At 68.3% G+C, this 24119-nt stretch carries 22 protein-coding genes; 10 read left to right on the forward strand and 12 right to left on the reverse strand.

The annotated features are described in order from the left end of the window. Positions 1-12 precede the first annotated feature (12 nt). The 4 genes from AC5LXK_RS33595 to AC5LXK_RS33610 all read right to left on the reverse strand — a co-directional run bounded on the left by AC5LXK_RS33595 (position 13) and on the right by AC5LXK_RS33610 (position 5232). A complete protein-coding gene (locus AC5LXK_RS33595) occupies positions 13-1221 on the reverse strand; it encodes an aminotransferase class I/II-fold pyridoxal phosphate-dependent enzyme (RefSeq protein ID WP_493394925.1) in 1209 nt (402 codons plus the stop codon). A 45-nt stretch (positions 1222-1266) separates the two neighbouring features. Next, positions 1267-2970 (reverse strand): M14 family metallopeptidase, encoded by a 1704-nt coding sequence (locus tag AC5LXK_RS33600; RefSeq protein WP_493394926.1) that lies wholly within the window; start codon positions 2968-2970, stop codon positions 1267-1269. Positions 2971-3041: 71 nt separating this feature from the next. Further along, positions 3042-4250, reverse strand: coding sequence for an ATP-grasp domain-containing protein (locus tag AC5LXK_RS33605; RefSeq protein WP_493394927.1), 1209 nt, complete (start codon positions 4248-4250; stop codon positions 3042-3044). Positions 4251-4287: 37 nt separating this feature from the next. Beyond that, a complete protein-coding gene (locus tag AC5LXK_RS33610; RefSeq protein ID WP_493394928.1) occupies positions 4288-5232 on the reverse strand; it encodes a hypothetical protein in 945 nt (314 codons plus the stop codon). A 166-nt stretch (positions 5233-5398) separates the two neighbouring features. On the opposite strand from AC5LXK_RS33610, the gene AC5LXK_RS33615 reads away from it, so the two are divergent. Beyond that, entirely contained in the window at positions 5399-6274 is an 876-nt protein-coding gene (locus AC5LXK_RS33615) for a LysR family transcriptional regulator (protein ID WP_493394929.1), read from the forward strand. A 31-nt stretch (positions 6275-6305) separates the two neighbouring features. Here the strand turns inward: AC5LXK_RS33615 and AC5LXK_RS33620 are convergent, their stop codons facing one another. Together AC5LXK_RS33620 and AC5LXK_RS33625 are read right to left on the reverse strand one after the other, a co-directional pair. Continuing rightward, on the reverse strand, positions 6306-7574 hold the full coding sequence (locus AC5LXK_RS33620) for an ATP-grasp domain-containing protein (protein WP_493394930.1): 1269 nt from the start codon (positions 7572-7574) through the stop codon (positions 6306-6308). 52 nt (positions 7575-7626) lie between these two features. Further along, positions 7627-9060 (reverse strand): MFS transporter, encoded by a 1434-nt coding sequence (locus AC5LXK_RS33625; protein WP_493394931.1) that lies wholly within the window; start codon positions 9058-9060, stop codon positions 7627-7629. Positions 9061-9535: 475 nt separating this feature from the next. On the opposite strand from AC5LXK_RS33625, the gene AC5LXK_RS33630 reads away from it, so the two are divergent. Together AC5LXK_RS33630 and AC5LXK_RS33635 are read left to right on the forward strand one after the other, a co-directional pair. Further along, a complete protein-coding gene (locus AC5LXK_RS33630) occupies positions 9536-10657 on the forward strand; it encodes a TauD/TfdA family dioxygenase (protein WP_493394932.1) in 1122 nt (373 codons plus the stop codon). A 92-nt stretch (positions 10658-10749) separates the two neighbouring features. Then, a complete protein-coding gene (locus AC5LXK_RS33635) occupies positions 10750-11691 on the forward strand; it encodes an ABC transporter substrate-binding protein (RefSeq protein WP_493394933.1) in 942 nt (313 codons plus the stop codon). 7 nt (positions 11692-11698) lie between these two features. Here the strand turns inward: AC5LXK_RS33635 and AC5LXK_RS33640 are convergent, their stop codons facing one another. Continuing rightward, a complete protein-coding gene (locus tag AC5LXK_RS33640) occupies positions 11699-12589 on the reverse strand; it encodes an AidA/PixA family protein (RefSeq protein WP_493394934.1) in 891 nt (296 codons plus the stop codon). Between the two features lie 65 nt (positions 12590-12654). Beyond that, positions 12655-13158 (reverse strand): inclusion body family protein, encoded by a 504-nt coding sequence (locus tag AC5LXK_RS33645; RefSeq protein ID WP_023475068.1) that lies wholly within the window; start codon positions 13156-13158, stop codon positions 12655-12657. 20 nt (positions 13159-13178) lie between these two features. Here AC5LXK_RS33645 and AC5LXK_RS33650 point away from each other — a divergent pair, with 20 nt between their 5' ends. Continuing rightward, a complete protein-coding gene (locus AC5LXK_RS33650; RefSeq protein ID WP_493394935.1) occupies positions 13179-13418 on the forward strand; it encodes a hypothetical protein in 240 nt (79 codons plus the stop codon). Between the two features lie 55 nt (positions 13419-13473). Here AC5LXK_RS33650 and AC5LXK_RS33655 read toward each other — a convergent pair whose 3' ends face one another. The 4 genes from AC5LXK_RS33655 to AC5LXK_RS33670 are packed head-to-tail and all read right to left on the reverse strand — an operon-like array spanning position 13474 to position 17554. After that, positions 13474-13857: a GtrA family protein gene (locus AC5LXK_RS33655; protein ID WP_493394936.1), complete on the reverse strand. Its 384-nt coding sequence runs from the start codon at positions 13855-13857 to the stop codon at positions 13474-13476. 12 nt (positions 13858-13869) lie between these two features. After that, positions 13870-14913, reverse strand: coding sequence for a glycosyltransferase family 2 protein (locus AC5LXK_RS33660; protein ID WP_493394937.1), 1044 nt, complete (start codon positions 14911-14913; stop codon positions 13870-13872). Between the two features lie 23 nt (positions 14914-14936). Beyond that, a complete protein-coding gene (locus AC5LXK_RS33665) occupies positions 14937-16316 on the reverse strand; it encodes a glycosyltransferase family 87 protein (RefSeq protein WP_493394938.1) in 1380 nt (459 codons plus the stop codon). After that, positions 16316-17554, reverse strand: a complete 1239-nt coding sequence (locus AC5LXK_RS33670; RefSeq protein ID WP_493394939.1) for a glycosyltransferase family 87 protein — start codon at positions 17552-17554, stop codon at positions 16316-16318. The genes AC5LXK_RS33665 and AC5LXK_RS33670 overlap by 1 nt, the downstream gene beginning before the upstream one ends. Before the next feature lie 1053 nt (positions 17555-18607). Between AC5LXK_RS33670 and AC5LXK_RS33675 the strand changes: the two genes are divergently transcribed. The 6 genes from AC5LXK_RS33675 to AC5LXK_RS33700 all read left to right on the forward strand — a co-directional run bounded on the left by AC5LXK_RS33675 (position 18608) and on the right by AC5LXK_RS33700 (position 24111). Then, positions 18608-18799, forward strand: coding sequence for a Flp family type IVb pilin (locus AC5LXK_RS33675; protein ID WP_493394940.1), 192 nt, complete (start codon positions 18608-18610; stop codon positions 18797-18799). A 140-nt stretch (positions 18800-18939) separates the two neighbouring features. Next, a complete protein-coding gene (locus AC5LXK_RS33680; RefSeq protein ID WP_175014427.1) occupies positions 18940-19122 on the forward strand; it encodes a Flp family type IVb pilin in 183 nt (60 codons plus the stop codon). A gap of 105 nt (positions 19123-19227) precedes the next feature. After that, positions 19228-19767, forward strand: a complete 540-nt coding sequence (locus AC5LXK_RS33685) for an A24 family peptidase (protein ID WP_493394941.1) — start codon at positions 19228-19230, stop codon at positions 19765-19767. Positions 19768-19799: 32 nt separating this feature from the next. Then, complete coding sequence (locus AC5LXK_RS33690) at positions 19800-21200, forward strand: DUF8689 domain-containing protein (RefSeq protein WP_493394942.1); 1401 nt, start codon at positions 19800-19802, stop codon at positions 21198-21200. A 35-nt stretch (positions 21201-21235) separates the two neighbouring features. Next, a complete protein-coding gene (cpaB, locus tag AC5LXK_RS33695) occupies positions 21236-22072 on the forward strand; it encodes a Flp pilus assembly protein CpaB (protein ID WP_493394943.1) in 837 nt (278 codons plus the stop codon). Between the two features lie 101 nt (positions 22073-22173). Continuing rightward, positions 22174-24111, forward strand: a complete 1938-nt coding sequence (locus AC5LXK_RS33700; RefSeq protein ID WP_493394944.1) for a type II and III secretion system protein family protein — start codon at positions 22174-22176, stop codon at positions 24109-24111. Positions 24112-24119: the final 8 nt, after the last annotated feature.

The raw sequence follows: 24119 nt of genomic DNA on the forward strand, positions 1-24119 counted from the left end.
CCGTGCCGTCCGTCACGCGCAGGCCGGCGCGAGCGCGTCGACGCTGGCGCAGAACGCGTCGATCTCGTCGTCGGTCATGTCCGCGCGAAGCGTGACGCGCACGGCCGGGCTGTCTTGCGGCACCACGGGAAAGAATACCGGCGACGTGAGAAAACCGCGCTCGAGCAGCGTGGCGGCCAGCCGGTTCGCACTGTCGGCATCGTCGCGGCGGAGCAGCCGGATCGGTGATGCACTGCCGTGCTGCGCGGTCGCCAGCGCGGCGTCGAAGCGGCGCAGGTTGTGCTGCAGCCGCGCCTGCAACGCGGGCAGCTCGGGCGACCGATGGATGTCGAGCGACGCGAGGCCGGCGCCGATCGCGGCCGCATTCAGGCTCTGCGACCAGTTGGCGGGGCCGCCGTAGCGGTCGATCAGGTCGCGCACGCGGGCGTCGCGATACAGGAGCAGGCCGCCGCTCGCGCCGAAGGCCTTCGCGAGCGACGCGACGACGAACACGCGTTCCGGCAGCTCGCCCACCACCGAATGAACGAGGCCGCGGCCGAACGGGCCGATCGCACTGAGCGCGTGCGAATCGTCGTAGTACACCAGCATCCCGTACTTCTGCTGCAGCGCGATCACGTCGGCGACCGGCGACACGCCGCCCATGCTGTAGAACGCATCGGCGACATAGGCGACCTGCCGGTGCTGCCGGCACAGCGACTCCAGCCGATCGAGGTCGTTGTGCGCGATGGTCAGCACGTCGGTTTCGTCGGCGCACGCGGGTTTCGCATGGTTCATCGAGTAATGCGCGAAACGGTCGAAGGCCATCACCGGCCGCACGCCGTTGCTCAGCAGGCCGGCCGCCATCAGCGGCAGCACGCCGGCGCTCGCTGCGCTGCACGACAGCGCGACGCTGGCCGCCACGCCGAAGTGTGCGCCGAGCGCCTGCTCGTAGCGGTCGAGAATCGCGAGCTTGCAGCGGTTGCGCGAGTTGGCGATCCGCAGCGTGCGCGTCGCGCGCAGCGCGCTCATCGCGCCTTCGAGGATCCCTTCGTCGTAGTCGAGGCCCAGGTAGGACGTCGTGCAGAAATGGGCGAATTGCCGGCCGTGCGCGTCGTGCAGCCGGTTGCGGCCCGACACGGTCGCGTTGATGCCGGCGAGGCCGATGCGCTGCGCTTCGTTCCATTCGCCGTGCGAACGCGCGACGACCTTCTGCAGGTTGGTGTGCCGATTCCGCTGTTCCATGCCGGTTCTCCGGTGCGATGAAAGGGGCGTGCGACCGTGTGCCGGTCAGCCGAGCAGGCCGTCCCAGTAGAGACTCGCGGCCAGCTCGACCGCGCGCGTCTGCGTCGTGTGCGCGAGCCGGAAGGCGTCGCCTTCGATGGTTTCGTCGGGATACTCGGTGACGAGCGTGAACGGCACGGTCGAGCGGTGATCCTCGATCACGTGACACGGAATGCCGTTGATGCGCGGAAACGGCAGGTCGCCCGCGTGTGCATGCCACGCATGGAGTTGCCGTTCGTTGAACGCGACGAGTTCATCCGATTGCGACAGCGCGCGGGTCAGCGCGTCGAGGAACGGCCGCCCGTCGTGGCCCGCATGGTGGCGCAGGATCAGGAAGAAGCCTTTCGGAATCGACCAGAGCTCGCTGCCGCGCGGAATGTAGCCGCTGCGCGGCCGCGTCCAGTCGTGCGCGGGGTAGCCGTGCAGGCTCAGGTGCAGCCGTGCGCCCGTGCGTGCGATCGCGTCGAGCCGGGCAGCCTTCTCGCCGAACGGCGGCTGCGTGCGTGCTTCGAGATCGTCGCCGAGCGCGGTGAAGCGCGCGGCATGGGACAGGTGCGTCGGGTGCGTGGCGCGCAGGCGGTGATGCAGCGCGGCGCCGTCCGGGTTTTCGAGCGGCACGAGCGCGTAGTGCACGTCCGGGCGCGCGTTCAGCGCGTGGGCCGCGCGCAGTGCGCCGACCACGCCCGACGTTTCGTTGGCATGCTGGCCGGCGGTGATGACGAGCCCCGGCAACGCACCGCGCACGTAAATGCCGTTCACGCCGCGGCCTTGATGCGACGTGACGCCGAACCGTTCGCCCGGCAGCGCGTCGAGCGCGCGGGCGACGTCGGGCGGCGACAGCGGCTGGCCGACCGCCGCAAGCGCCGCCGGCGACGCGAGCGTGCGGTCCGGCGTGCCGCCGGCATCGGCCGTTTCCGCGCGAACATGCGTTTCCAGCGTGATGTGAAGTGTCGTATCGCCTTGCGTGCGCGTGATGTCCGGCACGATCTGGCCGGATTGCAGCGTCCGGTCGGATGCGTCGCGTCCCGCGTGAGCGTGGAAGAATTCGGCGGCGCCGTAATAGGCTTCCTCGTGCCATGCGTCGAGCGTGCTGACGAGTTCCTCGCCATACGGCAGCGTCCGTTCGATGCCCGAGGTGGCGACCGCGATCCGCAGGGTGTCGAAGTACGGCGCCTGCGCGGGCCACGAATGCGCGCGCAGTGCGTCCAGCATCGCGGCGGCGGCGGCTTCGAATTCGGTGACGAGCGGCGCGTCCTCGATCAGCGTGTCGCCGTTCCACGCGCGCAGCCAGCCGCACGACGACGCGGTCGCATCATTCGGTGCGAACACGCGGTGGGTTGCGCCGCCGGCTTCGACGACGTAATGCGCGGGATCGTCGCCGGGCTCGAACGCGAATTCGAGCGGTGCGAGCCAGCCGGCGAGCGGATACGCTTCGAGCCGGAACCGCTGGTGCGCGCCGGCGGGCGTGCGGATCACGATCCGGCCCGTGCGCGGCGGCGTGAATTCCTCGATGAAGAAGTGCACCAGCGGCTTGTACGCACTGCGCAATACTGCGTCGATGCCGCGGGCGGCCAACGTGCGTTCGGCATCGCGGCGCGCCGCTTCGTCCTCGAAGAGCCAGGCTTCGATGCGGGTTGCGGTGCCGGCCGCGAAGCGGTCGGTCAACGTGCGCAGCGTGCGCGGATACACGGCAGAGAAAAGCGTCGTCATGATGAAGGGGAACGGAGGGGGAATCGACCGGCGCGAGCCGGCGCCGGTTGTATCGGGTACCGGTTGCGACCTTAGCCCGAAACGGCGGGTTGCGCGACCGGGTCGCCATCGGCCGACGAACCGGGCGTCGCGTCCGCACGATGCGCGGCCGGCAGCGCCACGCGCACATAGAGAAACGCGCGCCGTTCGCGATCGGGCAGCACTTGCGGCCCGTAGCTGATCTTCACCGCGCCGTCGTCGATCTCGCCGGCCTGTGCGAAGCGCCACGCACGGGGATCGCTGTCGAGCAGGAATTCGGCGCGCGCATACGCGTGCGGCGCGAACAGCTCGGGGATCGCCACCGGCCGCCCGTCGAGCTTGTCGAGCAACGCTTCGACCACGTTGAAACCGTAGCCGTCGCGCACGATGTCGCAGATGAAGCTGCCCGCGATGCGCGGATTCAGCTCGATCACGTGCGGTACGCCGTCATGCACGATGCAGTCGAGATGCACGGGGCCCCACGCAAGCCCGGCCGCGGCGGTTGCGCGCGCACCGACGTCGATCAGCGCGCGCAGCGTATCGGTATCGAGATCGAGTTCGGACGTGTAGCCGCGCTCGAGAAAGCCGGCGCCATGGCGCTTCAGCTTGCGCAGCGCGCCGATGTAGCGGCCGTCGAAATACTCGACGCAGTATTCGCTGCCCGCCAGGAATTCCTCGATGACGACGCGTTCGGTTGCCAGCGACGGTGCATCGGCTTGCGCGGCGGCGAGCGCGTCGAGTTGCGCGCGGACTCCGGCGATATCCTCACAGCGCCGCACGCCGTCGCTCGCCGAGCCTTCCGACGGCTTGACGACGACCGGAAAGCGCAACGGCGCGGCCGCGGCCGCGAGCGCCGCCGGCGCGGCCAGCGTGCCCGCGACGAACTGGGCGGCCGGGATGCCGTGCGCGGCGAGCAGCGCCTTCTGGTTCGACTTCGACACCGCATGCGCGACGTGCCGTGCATCGGGGCCCGGCAGGCCGAGCGCATCGGCGACCCATGCGGCGGTGCGCGCATAGGTATCGTGCGCGGTCGTCACGCGCAGCGTGTCGATTTCGTCCGGAAAGCGCGTGCGCAGCCAGCCGGCGAGCTGACCCGCATCAGGTTCGAGGTTGACCGTTTCGACGCCGGCCGGAAACACGCCGTCGAGACGGTGGCCGGGCGCGGTGATGACGGTCACGGCCACCTGGCGCGCGAGGGCGGCGCGCACCAGCGCGACGCTGCTGCCGGTGGCGCGTGCGCCGATCACGATGAGTCGCTTCATGAGGGATCCTTGATCGAGGGCGGAAGAACGGAGCCGGTCAGCGTGCGCGTCGGCGCAGGCGTTGCGCTTCGAGGCGCGGCAGCAGGTGCTGGACGACGCGCGGCAGCGTATAGATCGGCAGTTGCGCGCACGTGAACACGAGCGCCATGGTCGGCGTCGCGGCGAGCCCGAGCGCGGCCCACATCAGCCCGACGTTGCGATTGGCGACAATCAGCGCGACGTTGAGCCGCGTGCGGACGTCGCCGGGCGTGAGCCCGTAGGCGACGATCTGGAAACCCGCATTGACGGCGAATGCGAGGGCGATCGCGGTCAATGCGCGATGCGGCGCGTCAATGATCGATTGCTGCATGCCGGCCATCGTGCCGAGCGCGAAGACCAGCAGCGCGACGACGACGATCGCGTCGATCGACGTCGCATAGCGGTCGAGCCGCGAACCGGCGAAGCGCCGTACGAGCAGCGCGACACCTTCGGCGCTGCCGATCAGCAGCGCGAGCCGCAGCGCGAGACTCACGGGCGAGATCGACACGGCCGCGTCGTGGCTGAACCAGGCCGTCAGCAGCGGCGCGGTCAGCGGCACGAACACCATCGACGCGAGGGTCGCGACGAGCGCGACGCTCGCGTCGAGCGACAGCATCCGCGCGATCGTCGACGTGCCGCTCGACGGCGGCGCGCAGTACGCGATCACCAGCGCGACCACCCAGTCGTACGGCATGCCCGCAAGCCGTGCGGCGATGCCGAGCGCGACCGGGCACGCGATCATCGTCATCGCGGGCAACAGCAGCGAGACGGCCGGCCGCCGCGCGACCGCGCGCACGGCGGCCGGCTCGACGCGCAGCAGCGTGCCGAGCACGAACAGGAACACGGTGACCGGCATCAGCGGCCGCGCGAGATCCGCGAGCGGCGGCACCAGCAGCCCGAGGACGACGCCGAACGCGAGCACGGTCGGCCCGCGCCGCACCAGCGCGGCGATCAGTGCGCGCACGGGCGGGCCTCGGGCCGGCGGCGAACGGGGGTGAAGCCGGAGCAGACAGCGGATGGCATGCGGATTCCTTGGAAAGGGGAGACCGGCATCGGATATCCGCTAGGCTAATCCTGATGATGAACGAAGTAAAATGATATAAACTGAATCGATAACAAGAGAAAGTGATATGAACATTCCTCTGCTCGAAACCTTCCGGGCGGTCGTGCAGGAAGGCAGCGCGCTACGCGCGGCCGAACGGCTCGGCTGCACGCAGTCGAACGTCACCGCGCGGCTGCGCCAGCTCGAAGAGTCGCTCGGCGCGCCGCTGTTCGACCGGCACGGCAAGCGGCTGGTGCTGAACGATGCCGGGCGCCGGCTGATCCCGTATTGCGACCGCATCCTGCGCCTCGTCGACGAAGCGACGCAGGTGGTGCGCGACACGCCGGTGGCGCGCAGCTTCCGGCTCGGCTCGATGGAAAGCACGGCGGCCACGCGGCTGCCGGCGCTGGCCGCCGCGCTGAAGGAGCGCGATCCGGCGCTCGGCCTCGCGGTGCAGATCGGCAGCGAGCCCGATCTGGCCGACGCGCTGCTGCGCGGCCGGCTCGACGCCGCGCTCACCGCCCGCGCGATCGTGAGGCCCGGGCTGCGCTACGAGCCGGCGTTCGCGGAAGACATGGTGCTGGTGAGCGCGGCCACGGTCACGCGCCGGCAACTGCTCGCCGACAACACCGTGCGGCTGCTCGCGTTTCACGACGGCTGCCCGTATCGCGCGGTCGCGGAGCACTGGCTGAAGGCGCGCGGCATCGCGATCGAATCGGTGTCGTCGTTCGGCACGTTCGGCGCGATCCTCGGCTGCGTGGCGGCCGGGATGGGCGTCGCGATCCTGCCGAAGCGGATCACGACCGAGCACGTGGCGCGCAAGGAGCTGCGCACGCATGCGTTCGACGATCTCGACAGCGTGACGACCTACCTCGTCACCCCCGACGAAACGCCCGCGCTGCCGGAACTCGACGCGCTGCGCGCGGTAATCGGCCGGCAGGCGGGCGCGCTGCTCGCCCGCTGATCCGGGCAGCCGGCGCGCCGCGCCCGCGGCGTCAGGCCGGCGCGACCGCGCGTTCGTCCGCGAAGAAATCGGCTTCGATTTCGCGGATTCGCCGGCAATCCTCGAGCAGCCGCTCGAAGGTCGGGCTGTACAGGCCGACCGTGCCGAGCGCCGTCTGCAGGTCGGTGGTCACGCGCAGCGTGTCGCCCACCTTGATCCATTGCTTGAGCCCGACGAACGACGGCAGTGCCTGGATCGCCTGCCACGTGAAGTCCTGCCGCAGCACGCCGTTGCGCGACGACAGCAGCAGCACGTGCCCGCAGTAGCCGCGAAAATCCGTCGGCGCGACGGCGTCGCCGAACAGCCGCTCCGGATGCAGCACGGCTTCGACGGCGGCCGACACGTGATTCTCGCCGCTGACCGCGCTCGTCAGTCGCGGGTCGAGGCTGCCGTGCAGTCGCGCGTTCAGCTCGACGATGGTCGGGCCGTCGGCCGTATCGAACAGCTCCAGATGGGTGGGCCCGAAGCGCACGTCCAGCGCGTCGAGCACGGCGGCCGCGTAGTCGAGCAGCGGCGCGTAGCGCGGATCGGCGTGGTTCAGCACCAGCATCTTGTCGAGCCGCGGCGCGTGCGTGCGGTCGCGATGCACTTCCCACAGGCTGACCACGCGATGGCGGCCCTCGAACGACACCGAATCGACGATGTACTCCTGCCCCTCGGAATAGCTCTGGATCACGATGTCGTCGTTCGGCTGGTTGTACAGCGAACGGGTGGCCAGCACATCGTGCGCGGCGGCCTCGACCTGCGCGAGCGTGCGGCAGATCTTCACGCCGGCGACGCCCGCGCTGCGCGCCGGTTTCACCACGAGCGGCAGTGTGCCCTGCGCGCGCGCCCAGTCGAGCGCTTCGTCGACCGACGTGCTGTGGAAGTGCACCGGTGCGCGCAGGCCGGCCTGGCGGATGCGTTCGTTCATCGCGAACTTGTCGCGCCGCGCGGCCGACGTCGCGAGCGGGTTGCGGGTCGGCACGTCGAGCCGCTCGGCCAGCGTGTCGGCCAGCTCCAGCGCCGCGTCGAGGCCGTGCAGCACGGCGCCGATCCGCAGGTCGCTCAGCTGCGCGAGCGTCGCGTCGATGTCGCCGCGATGCTGGACCTGGCGGATGTAGTCGGACGGCACGAACTGGTTCCGGTAGAGCTCCGGCAAATCGGGGTCGCTGATCACGTGCGCGCAACGGATGCCGTATGCACGGAACGCGGGCGCCAGGTAGGCGGCGGTCGACGCACCGTCGACGATCAGGACGGTATCGATGAAGCGATGCTGCATGGATTCCTCGCTCGGCTGTGGGATCGGTTGAAGGATGTCGGGCGGTGCGCGGTCAAGGCCGTGCGCCGGGATCGGAGGCGTCGCCGGGCCAGCGTGCGGCCAGCACGATGCAGACGGCGACGAGCGCGGCCGCGACCGCGAACGCGCGCGAGGCACCCGCCACGATCGTCGCGCCCTGGCCGGCAACCAGCGCGCCGAGCGCGGCGACGCCGATGGCGGCGCCTACCTGGCGGGCGGTATTGAGGATTGCGGACGCGGTGCCCGAGCGGCCGGCCTCGACGCTGCCGAGCAGCGTCGACGTCAGCGCGGGAATCGCGATGCCGCCGCCGATCGCCATGGCCGCGAGCCCCGGCGCCAGCAGCGCATAGGGCGTGTGCGCGGCGAGCGTCTGCCACAGCCACACGTAGCCGGCGAGCGACACGGCGAGGCCCGCGATGACGGTCGAACGGAACCCGTAGCGAACGGCGAGCCGCGCGCTTGCGATGTTGGCGAGCATGATGATCGTGAGCGGGGCGAGCGCGAGGCCCGATTCGGTCGCCGTGAAGCCGCGCCCGTTCTGGAAATAGACGCTCAGCGAGAAGATCAGCCCGTAGAACGCCGCGTTCGTGATCGCGCCGATCGCGAGCACGCCGGGCACGCGGGCGATCCGGAAGAACGCAAGCTGCAGCATCGGCGCGGCCACGCGCCGCTCGATCGCGACGAACAGCGTGCCGAGCACGACCGACGCGCCGAGCGCGCCGGCCGCGTACGGATCGCCGATGCCCTGGGCGCCGGCCCGGATGATCCCGCCCGTCAGCAGCCCGAGCACGAGCACCGCGACGATCTGGCCGGCCGGATCGAACAGCCGCGTGCGGGCGGCAGCGGAATCCTGCACGTGCCGCAGCGTGAGCCACAGCCCGATCGCGCAGATCGGCAGGTTGATGAAGAAGATCGCGCGCCAGCCGAGCGAATCGATCAGCAGGCCGCCGACGGTCGGGCCGGCCGCGCTGATCGCCCCGCCCGTCGCGCTCCACCATGCGACGGCCTTCACGCGCGCGGCGGCATCGTTGGCACAGGCATGCGTGATGAGCGCGAGCGACGTGGGCAGGATCATCGCGGCGCCGACGCCCTGCGCGACCCGCGCGGCGATCAGCGCCGCCAGCGACGGCGCGAGCGCGCAGCCGAGCGACGCGAGCAGGAACAGCACCAGGCCGCAGGCGAACAGCCGGCGGCTGCCGAAGCGGTCGGCCAGCGTGCCGGAGGTCAGCAGCAGCGCGGCGAACGACAGCGTGTACGCATCGACGATCCACTGCAGCCCGTGGACGCTCGAGCCGAACGCGTGACCGAGGCTCGGAATCGCGACGTTGACGACGGTCACGTCGAGCTGGACGATCGCGAAGCCGAGGCTCGCGGCCGCGACGGTCGGGAAGATCGCGCGCAGCGACGTGCGGTGAGGCGGCGCGGCGGCCGCCAGCGTGCGGTCGAGCGCCGGAGCACGGTCGCTCATCGCGATTCCCCGGGCGCGTGGCACGACAGGCGGCACGCGGGCCGCGACGGGCCGGATCCGAAGCTTCCGGCGTTTCCGGTGTTTCCGGCGTATCCGCGGGCGCGGCAGTGCAGCAGGCGGTATCGATTCATCTGGCGGGTTCCCGTATGGCGGATGAAGGGTGCCGGCTGCCCGTCGGGCGCCGGCCGCATCGTCGAATCCGACAGCAAACTAGCATCGACCCGCTGGCGAATACAAATAATAAGCAGCGATTTTTTAACAAGTATTCGTGTTAATGGCCGGTGCGAACGACGCGAACCGGCCACGGCCGCGTTGCTGAACTTATATCGATAATTTTTGTTTGCAATCGAATTAATATCATTTCGCAATGCAATGACGGTCTCCTAGTCTTGTCGAGCGCTTCGCACCGAGGACGGCAAAGCGCGGCGGTGGTGCCATACCGCTCTTCGACCCAAGATCTTTTTACGAGAGACCTATGACCTATCTCGCAGATGAACGCATCGCTTTGACGGCAGTGGAGTCCGCTCACATCCGCAGGACGCTCGGCACGCTGGCCTACGATCCGGCCGGTGGCGCCGGCTATATCAGCGCAGTCAGAAAGCTGGCCTACAACGCGTTTCCCGACCGGATCGTCGACGCGTTCGATCGCGCGAAGGCGCCGACCGCGGACGCGCACGGTTCGATCGAGATCGACAACCTGCCGATCGACGACGACGTGAAGGGCAGCCCGCGGTTCGAGGAAACCGGCCGCTCGTTCAAGGCCGGCGTGCTGAGCGAGAACGTGCTGGTCGCGTTGAGCACGCTGGCCGGCGAGCCGTATTCGATCGCGCACGAAGGCCGCGAACTGGTGAACAACCTCACGCCGCACAAGACGAACGCACGCGACTACACGGGCCTCGGCTCCGAGGTCGAACTCGACTTCCATATCGAGAACGCCGCACAGGCGCACATGCCCGAAGGCGACACGTCGCCGTTCGCGCTGCTGCTGCTCGGCGTGCGCAGCGAAGCCGGCGGCGGCCCGTACACGCGGCTCGCCGATGCGCGCCGCGCGCTGCAGCTGCTGTCGCCGGACGATATCGCGCTTCTCTACGGCGAGCACTACATCATCCGCGTGCCGTACCGGTGGCGCGGCGCGGCGCCGACGCCGCGCGACAACACCGACCTGAGCGCCGTGCTGTCGGGGCCGATCGACGCGCCGCGCGTGACGGTCGCGTTCTATCCGGACATGGTGCTGGCCGTCAACACGCGTGCGCAGGAAGCGCTGGCCAACCTGTACCGCGCGGTGCGCGAGGTGTCGTTCGGCGTGCAGGTGTCGCCGGGCAAGCTGGTGCTGATCAACAACCATTTCACGCTGCATTCGCGCGACCGCTTCGATCCGCAGTACGACGACAACGACCGCGCGCTTCGTTGGGTGCAACGTGTGTTCGTTGCCCGCAGCCTGTGGAATTTCCGCGCATTCACGCCGCTGCAGGCACGCGTGTTCGATCCGAAGGCGCTGTATGCGGGCGAGGCCGTGCACGCGACGCCGCCGTCGCGCGTCGCGCAACCGGTGCCGCAGCGCGCGGCCGCGGCCGAACTCGAAGCAACGGCCGCGTGAGAAACCGCACCGGGCGGTGGCGTGCGCCGGGCGTCGCGCCGCCGCCCGCGTTTTCTCCCCGCCACATCGAATAAAAAAGGATTCCGGAAGACATGAGAAGAAGCGCTTTTCCCGTCGCGGGCGTCGCCCGCGTGCTGACCGCCGTCCTGATCGCCGGGCACCTCGCCGCCGCGCAGGCCGCGCCGTTCGACCTGAGCCCCGAGCAACCGGGCCGGCAGCGCGGCGCAGTGAACCCGGCGGTCGAGCAGGCGTTGCCGGGGAGTTTCAGGTTTGCCGAGGCGAACACGCTGACGATCGGCATCGCGCCGAACCTCCCGCCGCTCAGCACCTATGCGACCGACGCGCGCACGGTGGTCGGCTTCGATCCTGATCTCGCGCAGCTCATCGCGGACAGCGCGGGCCGCAAGCTGAAGATCGTGCCGCTCGCATGGGCCGACTGGCCGCTCGCGCTGCAGTCCGGCAAGGTCGACGCGGTGATCTCGAACGTGACGGTCACCGAGCAGCGCAAGGAGAAGTTCGACTTCTCGACCTACCGGAAGGATCAACTGGGCTTCTACGTGAAGAACGGCAGCCGGCTGGCCGCGATCCGCGAGCCGAAGGACGTCGCCGGACTGCGCGTCGTGACCGATTCGGGCACGAACCAGGAAAAGATCCTGCTCGAATGGAACCGGCAGAACGTCGCGCGCGGCCTCGCGCCGGTCGCGATCCAGTATTACGCGGATGCGGCGGAGCGCTGGGTCGCGCTGCAGTCGGGCCGCGTCGACACGATCTTCAGCGTGAATTCGATGCTCGCGTACCAGGCGTCGCTGCGCGGCGACGCGAAGCTGATCGGCACCGTCAGCGGCGGCTGGCCGCGTACCGCGGACATCGCGATCACGACGAGGAAGGGCAGCGGCCTTGCCGATCCGCTGACGCTCGCGATCAATGCGCTGATCGCGAACGGCAGCTACCGGAAGGCGCTCGATCACTGGAGCCTCGATGCCGAGGCGATCGACCGGTCGCAGACCAATCCGCCGGGGCTGCCGCGCACCTGAAGCCGGCTCAGGTAATCGGCCACTGCAGGATGACGATCCCGTCGTTGTAGTCGTTGTCGGCGCCGTCCTCGGCCCCGAGCCAGCCGAGCCAGACGGTGTCGCCGGCGGACAGCGGCGCGAGGCGCGCATCGGTCGCGGATTTCCTGCCGTTGGCCGATGCCTCGATCCGGATCCGGCCGCCCTTCGAGTTCAGCGTGAACTGCCTGACGCCGTCCTGGCCGTTGCCGACGAACGACGCGGCCGGTTCCGGCGCATCGTCGATGAACAGTTTCAGGGCCTGCCGGTCGGCGGCATTCGCGTAGAAGGTCGCCTTGAAGCCGGTATTCGGCGGCAGGTTGAAGTGGCCGTTGCGGTCCGACGACGGCTTGAAGTCGGGCTGTTTCGTGTCCGGCTGGCTGCCGCCGATCTCGATCGTCGTTTCCCAGCGGAAGTAGCCCGACACGGCGCCGTCGCGATCGAGCACGGCGAAATCGGCGGTGCAGGCGGTCGTGCCCGCGGCCAGCGCCTCGCTGCGCCAGAAATGATCCTTCGCCGGCCGGCACGACGGTTGAAGCAGGTCGTCGCCGTCCGGCACCGGCGTGGCGGCGTCGCGGATTTCCGCTTCGAGCGGCGCGACGATGCCGGCGTCCTTCAATGCGAACCGGACGAACAGCACGCTCACCTCGGCACGCAGCGCCAGCGCGGTTTCGCGCAGATGAAGCTGGTCGCCCGGCGACAGGCCGGCAAACAGCCGGTTGTCATTGCGGCCGACCTGCCCGGCCTCGCCGGGGCTCAGCACGTAGATGTGCCGGCCGTCGATCACGGTCGGCGCGTGGGCGTCCCGGCTCGCGTCGGGGTAGGTCGACAGCAGCGTGACGGCGTCGATGACGGCGAGTACATCGCAACGAAGACCAGACATGAGCACCTCCTCCGCAACAAGGGAGCGGTGCGGGCGGCCGCGGCACGGCCGCCCGCGTGCCGCGATCAGTTATGGATCGAGATGAACGGATCCCACGAGAAGCAGCCCTGGCTCTGGCAGTTGCGGTCGATGATCTGGAACTGGAAGTGGTAGGTCACGCGGCCGACCTTCAGGCATTCCGACGACCAGTAGTAGTTCGCGACCTTCTGGCACGTCGGCACTTCCGGCTTGCTGGTGTTCGGCACCGGAATCGACGCTTCCGCGACCCGCGGCGTCGGCGTCGAGATCAGGTCGTTGCCGACGTTGCCGATGAACTTGTAGAACACCACCTGGTTCTCGAAACCCAGCGACAGGCTCGTTTCGCGCCAGCGGATCAGGTCGCCGACCTGCGCTTTCAGGTCGAGCTCGCCGCCCGCCTGCCCGGAAATGACGTTGTCCTGGTTGGTCACCATATAGACGTAGTGCCAGTCGATCAGCGTCGGGGCGGCCGGATTCTTGCTGGGATTCGGATATTTTTTGAGGATGGTTTCGGTATCGAACGAAACGAGCACATCGGTTACGCGTGACATGGAAGCTCCCGTTTGAAGTAATGGAACTTATCGTTGCTCGAATTGCTTCGTGCAGCCGCCATTTCCTTGTTCCGCAAGGCTTGGCGCCAGGTTCGGCACGGGCTGTGGCGACGGCGAATGCAGATTATCCCGTTTGGTTAATTCCGAAACCTGTAAAGGTAAACAGGGTCGTTAAAACATTTTCATTTGGTAATTTCAAAATCGGAATTAATCGAATCGATGCGTTACATAAATATAACGACATTGAATCTGTTAATTGATTCGCCGGTGAATGGCCGATTATCGGCGGGGCAGGCGGAAAGGAGGGGTGGCCGCTTACCGGTACGTCCAGAACCGGTGCAGCAGGAATGTCGTCGGCGGGATCAGCAGCGCGATCGCGACGACGCTCGTCGCGCGCGACAGGTCGAGTGCGCCGGCGGCCCGGGCAAGCAGCAGCGTCTCGACGAACCCGGCGAGCGTGACTGCGAAAAAGCGCGTCGCGTTGCGCGCGCGTACCGTCGACGAGAAGCTCCACAGCGTATTCGCCAGGTACGAGAACGCGGTGGCGCACACGAACGCGACCGCGTTCGCGGCCACCAGCGTCGCGTCGAGCAGCGCGAACATCGCGGCTGCGACCAGCGCGTGGATCGCGGTCGAGCAGAGCCCCGACACGCCGAAGCGCACGAGCCTCGTGCGTTCGGCATCGAGCAGGCCGATCATGGCGCCCGCGCGTCAGCGTGCCCCGACCCGCGTACGGACCGGCTGCACGCGCCGGCGCGCGGCCTGGCGGCGCGCATCGCGTGCAACCGGGAGTTCGATCACCTTGCCGTGCGCCTGGTAGCGGCGGCGGACCAGGTAGACGGGCCGCTGCTTCGATTCGTCGTAGATCCGCCCGACGTATTCGCCGACGACGCCGATCCCGATCAGCTCGATGCCGCCGATGAACAGCGTGACCGAGATCAGCGACGCATAGCCGAGCACCGGATTGCCGAACAGCAGCGTGCGCAGGATGATGAACGAACCGTACAGGAACGCGAGCGCGGCGATGCCGACGCCGATGTAGGTCCAGCTGCGCAGCGGCACGGTGCTGAAGCTGGTGATGCCTTCCAGCGCGAAATTCCACAGCTTCCAGCCGGAGAATTTCGAGTGTCCGGCGCTGCGCGGATCGCGCTGGTACTCGACGATCACGGTCCGGTAGCCGACCCACGCGAACAGCCCCTTCATGAAGCGGTGCCGTTCGGGCAGGCTGCGCAGCGCGTTCACGACCTTGCGGTCCATCAACCGGAAATCGCCGACGTTCTCCGGCAGCTTCACGTCCGACAGCAGGTTGTGCACGCGGTAGTAGATCGCGGCGGCGGTGCGCTTCGCGAACGAATCGCATGCGCGATTGGTGCGTTTCGCGGCGACGACTTCCGCCCCGTCGCGCCAGTGTTCGATCATCACCGGAATCAGGCTCGGCGGGTCCTGCAGGTCGGCGTCGAGCGGGATCACCGCGTCGCCGGCCGCTTCGTCGAGGCCGGCCGTGAGCGCCGCTTCCTTGCCGAAGTTGCGGGTGAGGTCGATCACGCGCACGCGCCGCTCGGTGGCGCCGATCCGGACCAGGCGTTCCAGCGTGTCGTCGCGGCTGCCGTCGTTCACGCAGACGATCTCGAAGCGGATCGCGTCGATGGCGGTCAGCAACGGAATCACGACGTCGAAGAAGCGCTCGACGGCCTCGCCTTCGTTGTAGAACGGCACGACCAGCGAAACGAGCGGTGTATAGAGTGGTGCCCGCATGATGACTCCCCTGTAACGTCGTTTTACCGGTCGACGCCGATGGTCGGGCGGCCGGTTCGGCGCATTCCGTACGCCGGGCGGTGGTGCGGCCGGACCGGATGCATGAATCCGGTCTCGGTCGAGTGGTCGCGCGCGTCGGGCATCGACGGCACGTCGTGCCGTTCCTGCGCAATCCGACTGACGAGCAGCGCGAGCGATGCCAGCGTGACGAGCGGCATGAACTGGAACGACAGATGCGGCATGACCGAGAGGCCGGCGAAGGGCAGCAGCCACATCAGCATCAGCCATTCGCGGTCGAAGCGCCGCCAGCCGTGCGTCCACGCATAGCGTGCGTACCACGCGATCACGAGGCCGTACCAGGTCAGGTCGTAGTCGTACAGGTACGGGCTGACGAGCAGGCATGCGCACACGAGGGTCGCGGCGCGCAGCGCGTACGAACAGGCGCCGCGCCAGGCGTAGACGACGGCGATCGCGGCGCCCGCGGCCGACAGCAGCTGCAGCGTGCCGGCGACATAGCCGGGCCAGCCCGCCATCGTGGCCAGCGAGAACACGGTCGGCATCCGCGCGAGCTTGGCGTGGCCTGCGCCGACGATCCGGTAGACGTCATGCATCTCGTGGGCGAACGCGATCCACGAATCGACGCCGAATGCGAACGTCGCGAGCGCGGCGCAGCCGGCGATCGTCACGGCCCACGCGGCCAGCGCCCGCCATTGGCCGGCGCACAGCAGCGCGAGCGGGAACAGCACGGCAATCTGCGGCTTCATCATCAGCATGCCGAAGCAGATGCCGGACCAGACCGGGCGGCGATTCAGCAGCAGCAGGCCGAGGCCGCCGAGCAGGGCGGTAAACAGGCTGGTCTGCCCGACGATCAGCGTCACGAACGCGGCAGGGAAGGCGAGCGCACACAGCCACGCGGCGCCGCGCTGCACGATCGCACGGATGACGGCGGCGAACAGCACATAGGTGGCCGAGAGCCAGAGCACGACCGCGAGCGAGTACGGAAGCCAGCCGAGCGGCAAGACCAGCAGCAACATGCTGGGCGGATAGAGCCACAGCAGCGCGCCGTCGTCGAGGCTCATCGCCGGAATCGCGTGCTGCTGGATCGCGAACAGCGCGTGGAAATTCCAGACGTCGGCCGCATGCCCGTGCGCGGCGAGCCACGCCGCGCTCCAGATCGCCGAGAAGTCCTGCGACAGCGGGATCAGCCCGGCGGCCGGGTTCAGGTACATCCGCGCAATGTAGATGCCGATGAACAGCAGCTCGGTCAGCAGTACCGCGCCCGCATAGAGACGCACGCGACGGCCGTTGAGCCAGTGCGGGAAACGGCGCGGGCCGGCGATCGGCAGTTCCGGATGCGCGTCCATCGCCGGATGCGCGTGGCGCACGGAAAGGGGCATCTTCATCACGACTCCCGGGGCGTGCACCGCGCGCTGCGGCGAACGACGACGAACAGGACGGCGAGGAGCACGACGGGGCCGATCTGCGGCAGCTTCATCAAGCGGTTCAGCATCTCGAAGATCGGCAGCAGCCATGCGAGCACGATCACGCCCTGGTCGCCGGGCAGCCAGCCCGCGTCGAGACCGTAGGCGATCAGGCAGAAGATCGCGATGCCGAGCCATGTCAGTTCGTAATGCCACAGATACGGCGTGGTCAGCAGCGTGGCGACCGACAGCACGGCGGCGCGCAAGCGCATGTCCGTCGTGCGGCGCCAGACGTCGACGGCCGCCGCGATCGCGAGCAGTGCGATCGCGGCCTGTGCGGCCAGCGCGGCCGGCACCGATATACCCGCGAGCCGAAGCGCGGCGAACGGCGTCGGCGAAGCCAGCCAGTACGACGGAAGCATGAAATGCTGGGTGCGCACCGTCGCGACGGCGTCGCTCAACCCGTGCAGCGCGCCGGTGCCGGTCAGCGCGATCCCGGCGGCCGCAAACAGCGTGGCACTGATGGCCGCGGCGCCGAACGCGCGCCATGCACGCGTCGCGATCAGCACGAACGGGAAGACCACGGCCAGCTGCGGCTTGATCGCGAGCAGCCCGATCAGCATGCCGGCCGCGACCGGGCGTTTGCCGAGCAGGTGCAGCGCAAGCGCGGCGAGGCCGGCGGTCAGGATGCTGTTCTGTCCGAACAGCGCGGACAGGCACACCGCCGAGTACGCGACCATCACGAGCGCCGCGGCGCGCGGCACGGGAAGATGCGCGCGCAATCCCGACAACCGCGAGACGGCGAGCGCGTAGCATAAAAGACTGCCCGCGGAAAAGAGGAAGTAAGCGGGCAGGAAAGGCACAAGGGCAACCGGCGCGATGAACAGCAGCATCGTCGGCGGATAGAGCCAGGGAAGCGGCCGGTTTTGCAGATACGCACCGAAGTGCGCGAACTCGGCCTGCAGGAATGACGGCGCGTCGTAGGCCGATGCGGCATGGCCTTGCAACACGAGATGCGATGCGGTCCAGAAGACGGAGAAGTCGAGACCCGGGCGGGCGGTGCCGTTCGACGTGAAGCCGTCGGTCACGACGCCCCATACGGCCAGCAATGCGGCGAAGAGCATCAGCATGATGCAGCTGTACGGAATGATCCGGTCGGCTGTCAGCCATTGGGCACAGCGTATTGCGCGATCGCGCGTTCCTCGATTGGCCGTGTACATGATGCCCCGTCTGTCGTAGTGGCTGCGTGGTCTGTCACAGCCGTTCGATGTTGTCGTGCCTGCGGATCGAATCGCTCTGAAATGGCGTTGTCCGGTGAATTCATTGTTGAAGAAAAAATCGCACGATGCAAACCGCGACCTGTGGACAGCCATTTAATTTGTTCAGCGTTAAGCGTGAAAACCGCTATTTCTGGTATGAGAAAACGCATTCGCCGGGTTGCGTGTTTCTCGCTTGAAACATTCCGCGTTTTGCACCGGGTTCGCATGTCGCCGATCCCGCGACGCGCGAGCGGATCGTTGCGTCCGGGAAAATCCCGAGAAAATTTTTTGGACCCCTTGTGCATCGCGACGGCGTGCGTATCGACGCTTCCCCGATCGAGGGTGCGGATATATCAAATTTGAAACATTTCGTTCATCGCACCCTTTGCGGCGGCAGGCATGGTCGGCCGGAACCCTTGATACGCCTCGATTCGGCCCGGACTGGTCCGCTCTTTGCGTAAGCGGTGGCACGGCAGTCGACGACGGGATGACCGGCCGGTTCCGACAAGAAAGCAGACGGAACCGGCTTCGGAATCACCTGCGGAAAGAACGGCCGGGGCGCGTCGGGGAACACGCAGCTCCAGGTCGACGAACCGCGAAAGTCAGCGTCGAATGACCCATGAGACCCGGTATCGTCAGGGCAATAAGAAATCGGCACGGCAGAATATGGGGAATAAAAATGAAAGACCAAAGCACATCGCGGATCGCAAGCCGCGTTAAAGACACCTTGCAGCTTTGCCGGGAGTTCATCTCCCGTTCAACTGGATTCCCCGCGTCGAACGGCCGTCGTGCCGTTCCGGTCGATCGGCATGCCCGGTTCATCCGGCTGGTCGAACCGTTCACGCCTCTTTCGCGCTCCGCTTCACTGATACCCGTTCGTACGGACAGGGGTGTGCATCCCTGTTCCCGCAGCTGAGCGTCGCGTCCCGCTTTCACGAGTAGTGCCGGTGGTGCCCATCCCCGACGTCCTGAACGACGAAGGGTATTTCATAGCAGTCCGAAAGGAGAGTACTCATGTCAAGGATCATCGAAAAGATCGCCTGGATCGTCCGGGATCAGGACGGCGTGACGGCCATTGAATACGGCCTGATCGCTGCACTGATCGCGATCGGCATCGTCGTCGCGCTGACGGCGATCGGTACGGATCTGTCAACGGTGTTCAGCACGATCGCAGCAGATCTGGACTCGGCGGTAACAGCACTCTGATGGACGGTACGACGAACGCAGTATCCGAATCGCTCGTCGCCACCACACGGCATTAACAGCATGCCTCGACGTATCGATGCACGGTCGACCGACCAGCCGGCACGCGAGGTCTTTGAAAGTCACCACGCAAGGAGATCACCATGTCCAAGTTCATTCAACAAGCCGCCCGTTTCGTTCGCGACGAAGACGGCGTGACCGCCATCGAGTATGGCCTGATCGCAGCACTGATCGCCGTCGGCATCATCGTGGCGGTGACGGCAGTCGGCACGGAACTCAAGACCGTGTTCACGACGATCGCTGCCGACCTGACCGCGGCGGTGTGACGCCATTGGAAAGCAGAGCGTGCGGACGGTTCGGCCGGTGCAGCGATCGAACCGTCCCGCGCAGCCCATCACCCTGATGCTTCGATTCGATCCGCGAGGTCCGCCATGTTGCCCGTTGCGCCGCCTTACCCGGTTCCGCTGTGCGTGACGCTGCTCGCGGTCGCCGCGGCCGGCACGGACATCGCGTCCCGCCGCATTCCGAACCGCCTCGTCGCGGCCGGACTCGCCGGCGCGCTGGTCGTCCAGTGCCTCCTGCACGGCGTCCAGGCCGGCGCACTCGAATGGCTTGCCGGCGCCGCGACCGGCTTCGGTCTGCTGCTGCCGCTCTACCTGTTGCGCGGGATGGCTGCCGGCGACGTGAAGCTGATGCTCGCGATCGGCGCGTGGGTCGGTGCGGAAATGACGTTTTACATCGTGCTGGCCACCTTCGTGGCCGGCGGGATCGGCGCCATCGCCTATGCGCTGCTGCGCGGGCGGATGCGCCGGATGTGGGCGAACGTGCGCGCGTTGATCGTGCGGCGCTCGCAAGGGGGGCGCGGCGAGGCCGCCGACGGCCCCGTCGAAATCGTCTCGGTCGGCACGCTGCCGTACGGCGTGGCGATCGCGGCCGGCACGCTGGGCATGCTGTTCGCATCGTGCGCCTAGCGCGACGCATCGGCAACGAGGATGGAACGACCATGAACACGAACCACACCGAACCGAGACGCGACGCGCAGGTGGCACGGCTGCCCGATCCGCTGCCGTCCCGGGAAGCCCATACGAAGCGCGGCGCGCCGCTGCCAGCGGCGCCGCGTTCCCTCGAGGAAACCGGGTTGAGCATGTCGTTCGTCGCCGGCCTCGTGCTGAAGTCGACGCTGATGCTCGGCCGCCCGTCGTACGGCGACCTGGTCGAACGGCATTGCCTGCCGCTCGCCGTGCTCGACGACGTCTTCGCTTTCCTGGTGCGCGAGCATCTCGTCGAGCTCACGCATCGCGGCGCAACCGATCTCGACGTGCGCTTTCGCCTCACCGACGCGGGCCGCGTGCTCGCGCTCGAGGAGCGGGCGCGCAGCGGCTACAGCGGGCCCGCGCCGGTGACGCTCGACGCGTACCTCGCGTGCCTGGACACGCACTCGGTGCGCAAGCTGCACATCGTCCAGCACGACGTGTGGGCCGCGTTCGAAGGCATCGTGATCGACACGTCGGTCCTCGACGCGGCGGCCGCGGCGCTGAACGCGGGGCGGCCGCTGCTGATCTACGGGCCGGCCGGCAGCGGCAAGACCTTCCTCGCCGAGCGGCTCGGCACGCTGATGCACGGCTACGTGCCGGTGCCGTACGCGATCTGCGCGGCCGGCGAAGTGATCCAGGTCTACGACCCGCTCGTGCACGTCGATGTCGAACCGCATGCCGGCGGCCAGTCGGTCGATCGCCGCTGGCGCCTATGCCGGCGGCCCGTCGTGATGTCGGGCGGCGAACTGACGCTCGACGAACTCGACCTGCGCCGCGACGAAGCGGCGGGCTTCTACCAGGCGCCGCCGCACATGAAGGCGAACATGGGCATGTACGTCATCGACGATCTCGGCCGCCAGCGCGTCGAGCCGCGCGACCTGCTCAATCGCTGGCTGCGCCCGCTCGATCGCGGCGTCGATTTCATGACGCTCGAATCCGGCAACCGCTTCGTGATGCCGTTCGATGTCTGGCCTGTGTTCTCGAGCAACCTGTCGCCGGAGCAGTTCTGCGACGACGCGTTCCTGCGCCGCCTCGGCTCGAAGCTGCACGTCGGTGCGATGTCGATCGACGACTACCGCGCGGTGTACGAAGCCGCCTGCGCATCGCTGGGACTCGTATCCGCGAGCGATGCATTCGACTACCTGCTGCATCGGCTGCACCTGCCGACCGGCAAGGCGTTTCTCGCCTGTTTCCCGGCGGACCTGCTGCGTCTCGTGGCCGCCGGCGCGCGTTATCGCGGCGATCCGCCCGAAGTGACGCACGACGCGCTGTACGACGCATGGGCGAGTTATTTCGGTAGCGCGCCCGAACGGGACGGCAGCCATCCGCCGCCCGTCGAGCGCGGTGGCCGCACGTTCGTCACCGGTTGAGCGGTTTCTTTCACGATTCGTCGAGGAGCATTGCCATGAAGAACAGTCGAGCGGTCATGATGCTGGTCGTCGCGATGGTCGCGGGTCTTGCCGCGGTCGTGTTCGCGGCCCACTGGCTGGTGCAGACATCCACGAGTTCGGTCACGCGGGTAGCGGTGGCGGCCACCGACCTGAACCTGGGCGAACCGCTCGGGCCGAACCAGATCCGCATGGTCAGCTGGCCGTCGGGCAGCGTGCCGACCGGCGCATTCACCGATACCAAAGCCCTCGAAGGGCGCGTCGTGCGCACCAGCCTGTCGCGCGACGAGCCGGTGATCGAGTCGAAGCTCGCGCCGATCGGCACCAAAGGCGGGTTGTCCGCGGTGATCGCCGACGGCAGCCGTGCGATCACGGTGCGCGTGAACGACGTGGTCGGCGTCGCGGGCTTCGCGCTGCCCGGCAACTACGTCGACGTGATCGTCAACACGCAGGAACAACAAGGCAAGACCGACGGGCAGAGCATCTCGAAGATCGTGCTCGAGCACATCCTCGTGCTCGCCGTCGCGCAGCAGGTCAGCCGCGACGACACGGCGCCGAAGGTCGTCAATGCGGTGACGCTGGAAGTCACGCCCGACCAGGCCGAGCGGCTCGACCTCGCACGCAGTGTCGGCACGCTGTCGCTCGTGCTGCGCAACCAGGTCGACCAGAAGACGCTGAATACCGATGGCGCCACCAAGGTGACGCTGCTCGGCAAGGAACCCGCTCCCGAAGCGCCGCCGGCACCCGTCCGTGTGCGGACCGTCCGCGTGCGCGTCGCGTCGCACGCGCCGGAAGCGCGACGCGACTGCGTCGGCGTGTTGACCGGCGTGAAGGGCAGCGTCGAGTGTTTCTGAAGCAGACCAGACCAGCACAAACAGATCGGCCGCACGCAACGCGCGGCGGCCTTGGAAGTCGATAACCGGCACGGCGCCGGTCTCTCGGGGGATCAGACGAAATGAAGATCAAACCGCAACGTACAGGTACCGGCCCACTGCGGACACGCGTCGCACGGGGCACGATGATGGCCGCGATCCTCTGTTCGGGATGGCTGACCGTGTATGGCGCACTCGCGCAGGAAGGCGCCGAGTCGGCCGTGCTGACGAAGGGCGGTGCGAGCGCGCCGGCCGCGGTCGGCAAGGGGCCGATGCAGATGACGATCAGCATGGGGCCGGTGCCGGCCGCCGCGCCCGCCGCGTCGACGGGGCCGCTGCGCGGGCCGAACTGCGTCGGCGCGGTGCGCGAATCGACCAGCGTCAGCGTGCCGCTCGGCAAATCGCTGCTGGTGCCGATGCCCGAGCCGGTCCGCAACCGGACGATCGGCAACCCGGCCGTTGCGCAGGCCACGATGGTGTCGCCGCAGACGCTTTACATCCTCGGGCTGTCGGTCGGCACGACGAACATGATCGTGCAGGGCCGAAGCGGCGCATGCCGCGTGATCGACGTGGCGGTCGGCGCCGATGCGGGCGGCCTGCAGGCATCGCTGCTGCAGCTGATGCCGAACGAACGCGACATCCGTGTGACGACCGCGGCCGGCACGATCGTGCTGTCGGGCACCGTGTCGAGCTCGCAGGCCGCGCAGCAGGCGGTGCAGATCGCGCGCGCCTACAGCGACAGCACCGGGGATCCGGCCGCGGGCGGCAAGCCGGGCGGCGGCGGTGTGCTGAACATGCTCGCCGTCACGTCGCCGCAGCAGGTGATGCTCGAAGTGAAGGTGGCCGAAGTGTCGAAGACGCTGATCAACCAGATGGGCAGCGCCCTCAACATCCAGGGCGGCTTCGGATCGTGGAGCGGCGCGCTGGTCAGCAACCTGCTGGCGGGCGTCGCGAGCGGCGTCGCGTTCAGCAAGGCGAACAACAAGCCGTTCAACCTCGCGGCCGACGCGCAGAACACCGACAACCTGGTCAAGATCCTCGCCGAGCCGAATCTCGTGACGATCAGCGGCCAGGAAGCGACGTTCCTCGCCGGCGGCAAGATCTTCATCCCGATTCCGCAGAGCAGCGGCAACGGCACGTCGACGATCACGCTGCAGGAAGAGGAGTTCGGCGTCGCGCTGAAGTTCACGCCGACCGTGCTCGCGAACGGCCGGATCAGCCTGAAGGTGGCGCCGGAGGTGTCGGAGCTGTCGCAGACGGGCGTCACGCTGAGCGCGACCAACATCGGCGGCACGTCGATCCTGCCGCTGATCACCACGCGTCGCGCGTCGACGACGGTGCAGATGAGCGACGGCGAATCGTTCGCGATCGGCGGGCTGATCAAGGACAACGTGACCGGCGCGCTGAAGGCGATCCCGGGCGTGGGCGAAGTGCCGGTGCTCGGCGCGCTGTTCCGCAGCACGTCGTTCCAGCAGGACCGCACCGAGCTGATCTTCCTGATCACGCCGCACCTGGTGAAGCCGCTGCAGACCGCCGACGTGCCGCTGCCGACCGACAGCTTCTCGAAGCCGAACGAAGCCGACGTGTATGCGACGGGCAACATGGAAGGCCGTGGCGGCGTCCGCAAGGCAGGCGCGCAGCCCGCACAACCCGCGAACGGCGCTGCCGCCGCGCCGCAGGCACCGGTATCCGCACCGGCACCGGCGCCGCAACCGGACGCGCCGGCCGGCCCGGCCGCCGCGCTGCCCGCGCCGCGCGCACCGCAGGACGCCACCGCGCAGCCGCCGGTACCGGCCGAGCCGCAGAAGACGCCCGCGCCGGTCGCCACCGCCGCGCCGCAGTCCGACGCGGCCAACGCGGCCAACGCGGCCCGCGTCGCGCACATCGAAGCCGCCGCCGCGCGCCTCGCTGCGGCCGGCCCCGATGCGCCGGCCCAGCCGGCGGCACGACCGAAGCACCGGGTGCCGGCAGCCGCCCGCGCGCAGATCGCGCGCTCGGACGCCGAGCCCACCGATCGCTGAGCCATCCA

Source organism: Burkholderia pulmonis (genome assembly GCF_984667975.1).

What these genes read in the sequence shown, in the direction of transcription:
- cpaB (WP_493394943.1), top strand. Translation starts at nt 21,236, where the DNA reads ATGAAGAACAGTCGAGCGGTCATGATGCTGGTCGTCGCGATGGTCGCG.
- AC5LXK_RS33605 (WP_493394927.1), bottom strand. Translation starts at nt 4,250, where the DNA reads ATGAAGCGACTCATCGTGATCGGCGCACGCGCCACCGGCAGCAGCGTC.
- AC5LXK_RS33595 (WP_493394925.1), bottom strand. Translation starts at nt 1,221, where the DNA reads ATGGAACAGCGGAATCGGCACACCAACCTGCAGAAGGTCGTCGCGCGT.
- AC5LXK_RS33655 (WP_493394936.1), bottom strand. Translation starts at nt 13,857, where the DNA reads ATGATCGGCCTGCTCGATGCCGAACGCACGAGGCTCGTGCGCTTCGGC.
- AC5LXK_RS33670 (WP_493394939.1), bottom strand. Translation starts at nt 17,554, where the DNA reads ATGTACACGGCCAATCGAGGAACGCGCGATCGCGCAATACGCTGTGCC.
- AC5LXK_RS33665 (WP_493394938.1), bottom strand. Translation starts at nt 16,316, where the DNA reads ATGAAGATGCCCCTTTCCGTGCGCCACGCGCATCCGGCGATGGACGCG.
- AC5LXK_RS33650 (WP_493394935.1), top strand. Translation starts at nt 13,179, where the DNA reads ATGGAACTTATCGTTGCTCGAATTGCTTCGTGCAGCCGCCATTTCCTT.
- AC5LXK_RS33675 (WP_493394940.1), top strand. Translation starts at nt 18,608, where the DNA reads ATGTCAAGGATCATCGAAAAGATCGCCTGGATCGTCCGGGATCAGGAC.
- AC5LXK_RS33660 (WP_493394937.1), bottom strand. Translation starts at nt 14,913, where the DNA reads ATGCGGGCACCACTCTATACACCGCTCGTTTCGCTGGTCGTGCCGTTC.
- AC5LXK_RS33680 (WP_175014427.1), top strand. Translation starts at nt 18,940, where the DNA reads ATGTCCAAGTTCATTCAACAAGCCGCCCGTTTCGTTCGCGACGAAGAC.
- AC5LXK_RS33625 (WP_493394931.1), bottom strand. Translation starts at nt 9,060, where the DNA reads ATGAGCGACCGTGCTCCGGCGCTCGACCGCACGCTGGCGGCCGCCGCG.
- AC5LXK_RS33685 (WP_493394941.1), top strand. Translation starts at nt 19,228, where the DNA reads ATGTTGCCCGTTGCGCCGCCTTACCCGGTTCCGCTGTGCGTGACGCTG.
- AC5LXK_RS33640 (WP_493394934.1), bottom strand. Translation starts at nt 12,589, where the DNA reads ATGTCTGGTCTTCGTTGCGATGTACTCGCCGTCATCGACGCCGTCACG.
- AC5LXK_RS33645 (WP_023475068.1), bottom strand. Translation starts at nt 13,158, where the DNA reads ATGTCACGCGTAACCGATGTGCTCGTTTCGTTCGATACCGAAACCATC.
- AC5LXK_RS33635 (WP_493394933.1), top strand. Translation starts at nt 10,750, where the DNA reads ATGAGAAGAAGCGCTTTTCCCGTCGCGGGCGTCGCCCGCGTGCTGACC.
- AC5LXK_RS33630 (WP_493394932.1), top strand. Translation starts at nt 9,536, where the DNA reads ATGACCTATCTCGCAGATGAACGCATCGCTTTGACGGCAGTGGAGTCC.
- AC5LXK_RS33600 (WP_493394926.1), bottom strand. Translation starts at nt 2,970, where the DNA reads ATGACGACGCTTTTCTCTGCCGTGTATCCGCGCACGCTGCGCACGTTG.
- AC5LXK_RS33690 (WP_493394942.1), top strand. Translation starts at nt 19,800, where the DNA reads ATGAACACGAACCACACCGAACCGAGACGCGACGCGCAGGTGGCACGG.
- AC5LXK_RS33700 (WP_493394944.1), top strand. Translation starts at nt 22,174, where the DNA reads ATGAAGATCAAACCGCAACGTACAGGTACCGGCCCACTGCGGACACGC.
- AC5LXK_RS33615 (WP_493394929.1), top strand. Translation starts at nt 5,399, where the DNA reads ATGAACATTCCTCTGCTCGAAACCTTCCGGGCGGTCGTGCAGGAAGGC.
- AC5LXK_RS33620 (WP_493394930.1), bottom strand. Translation starts at nt 7,574, where the DNA reads ATGCAGCATCGCTTCATCGATACCGTCCTGATCGTCGACGGTGCGTCG.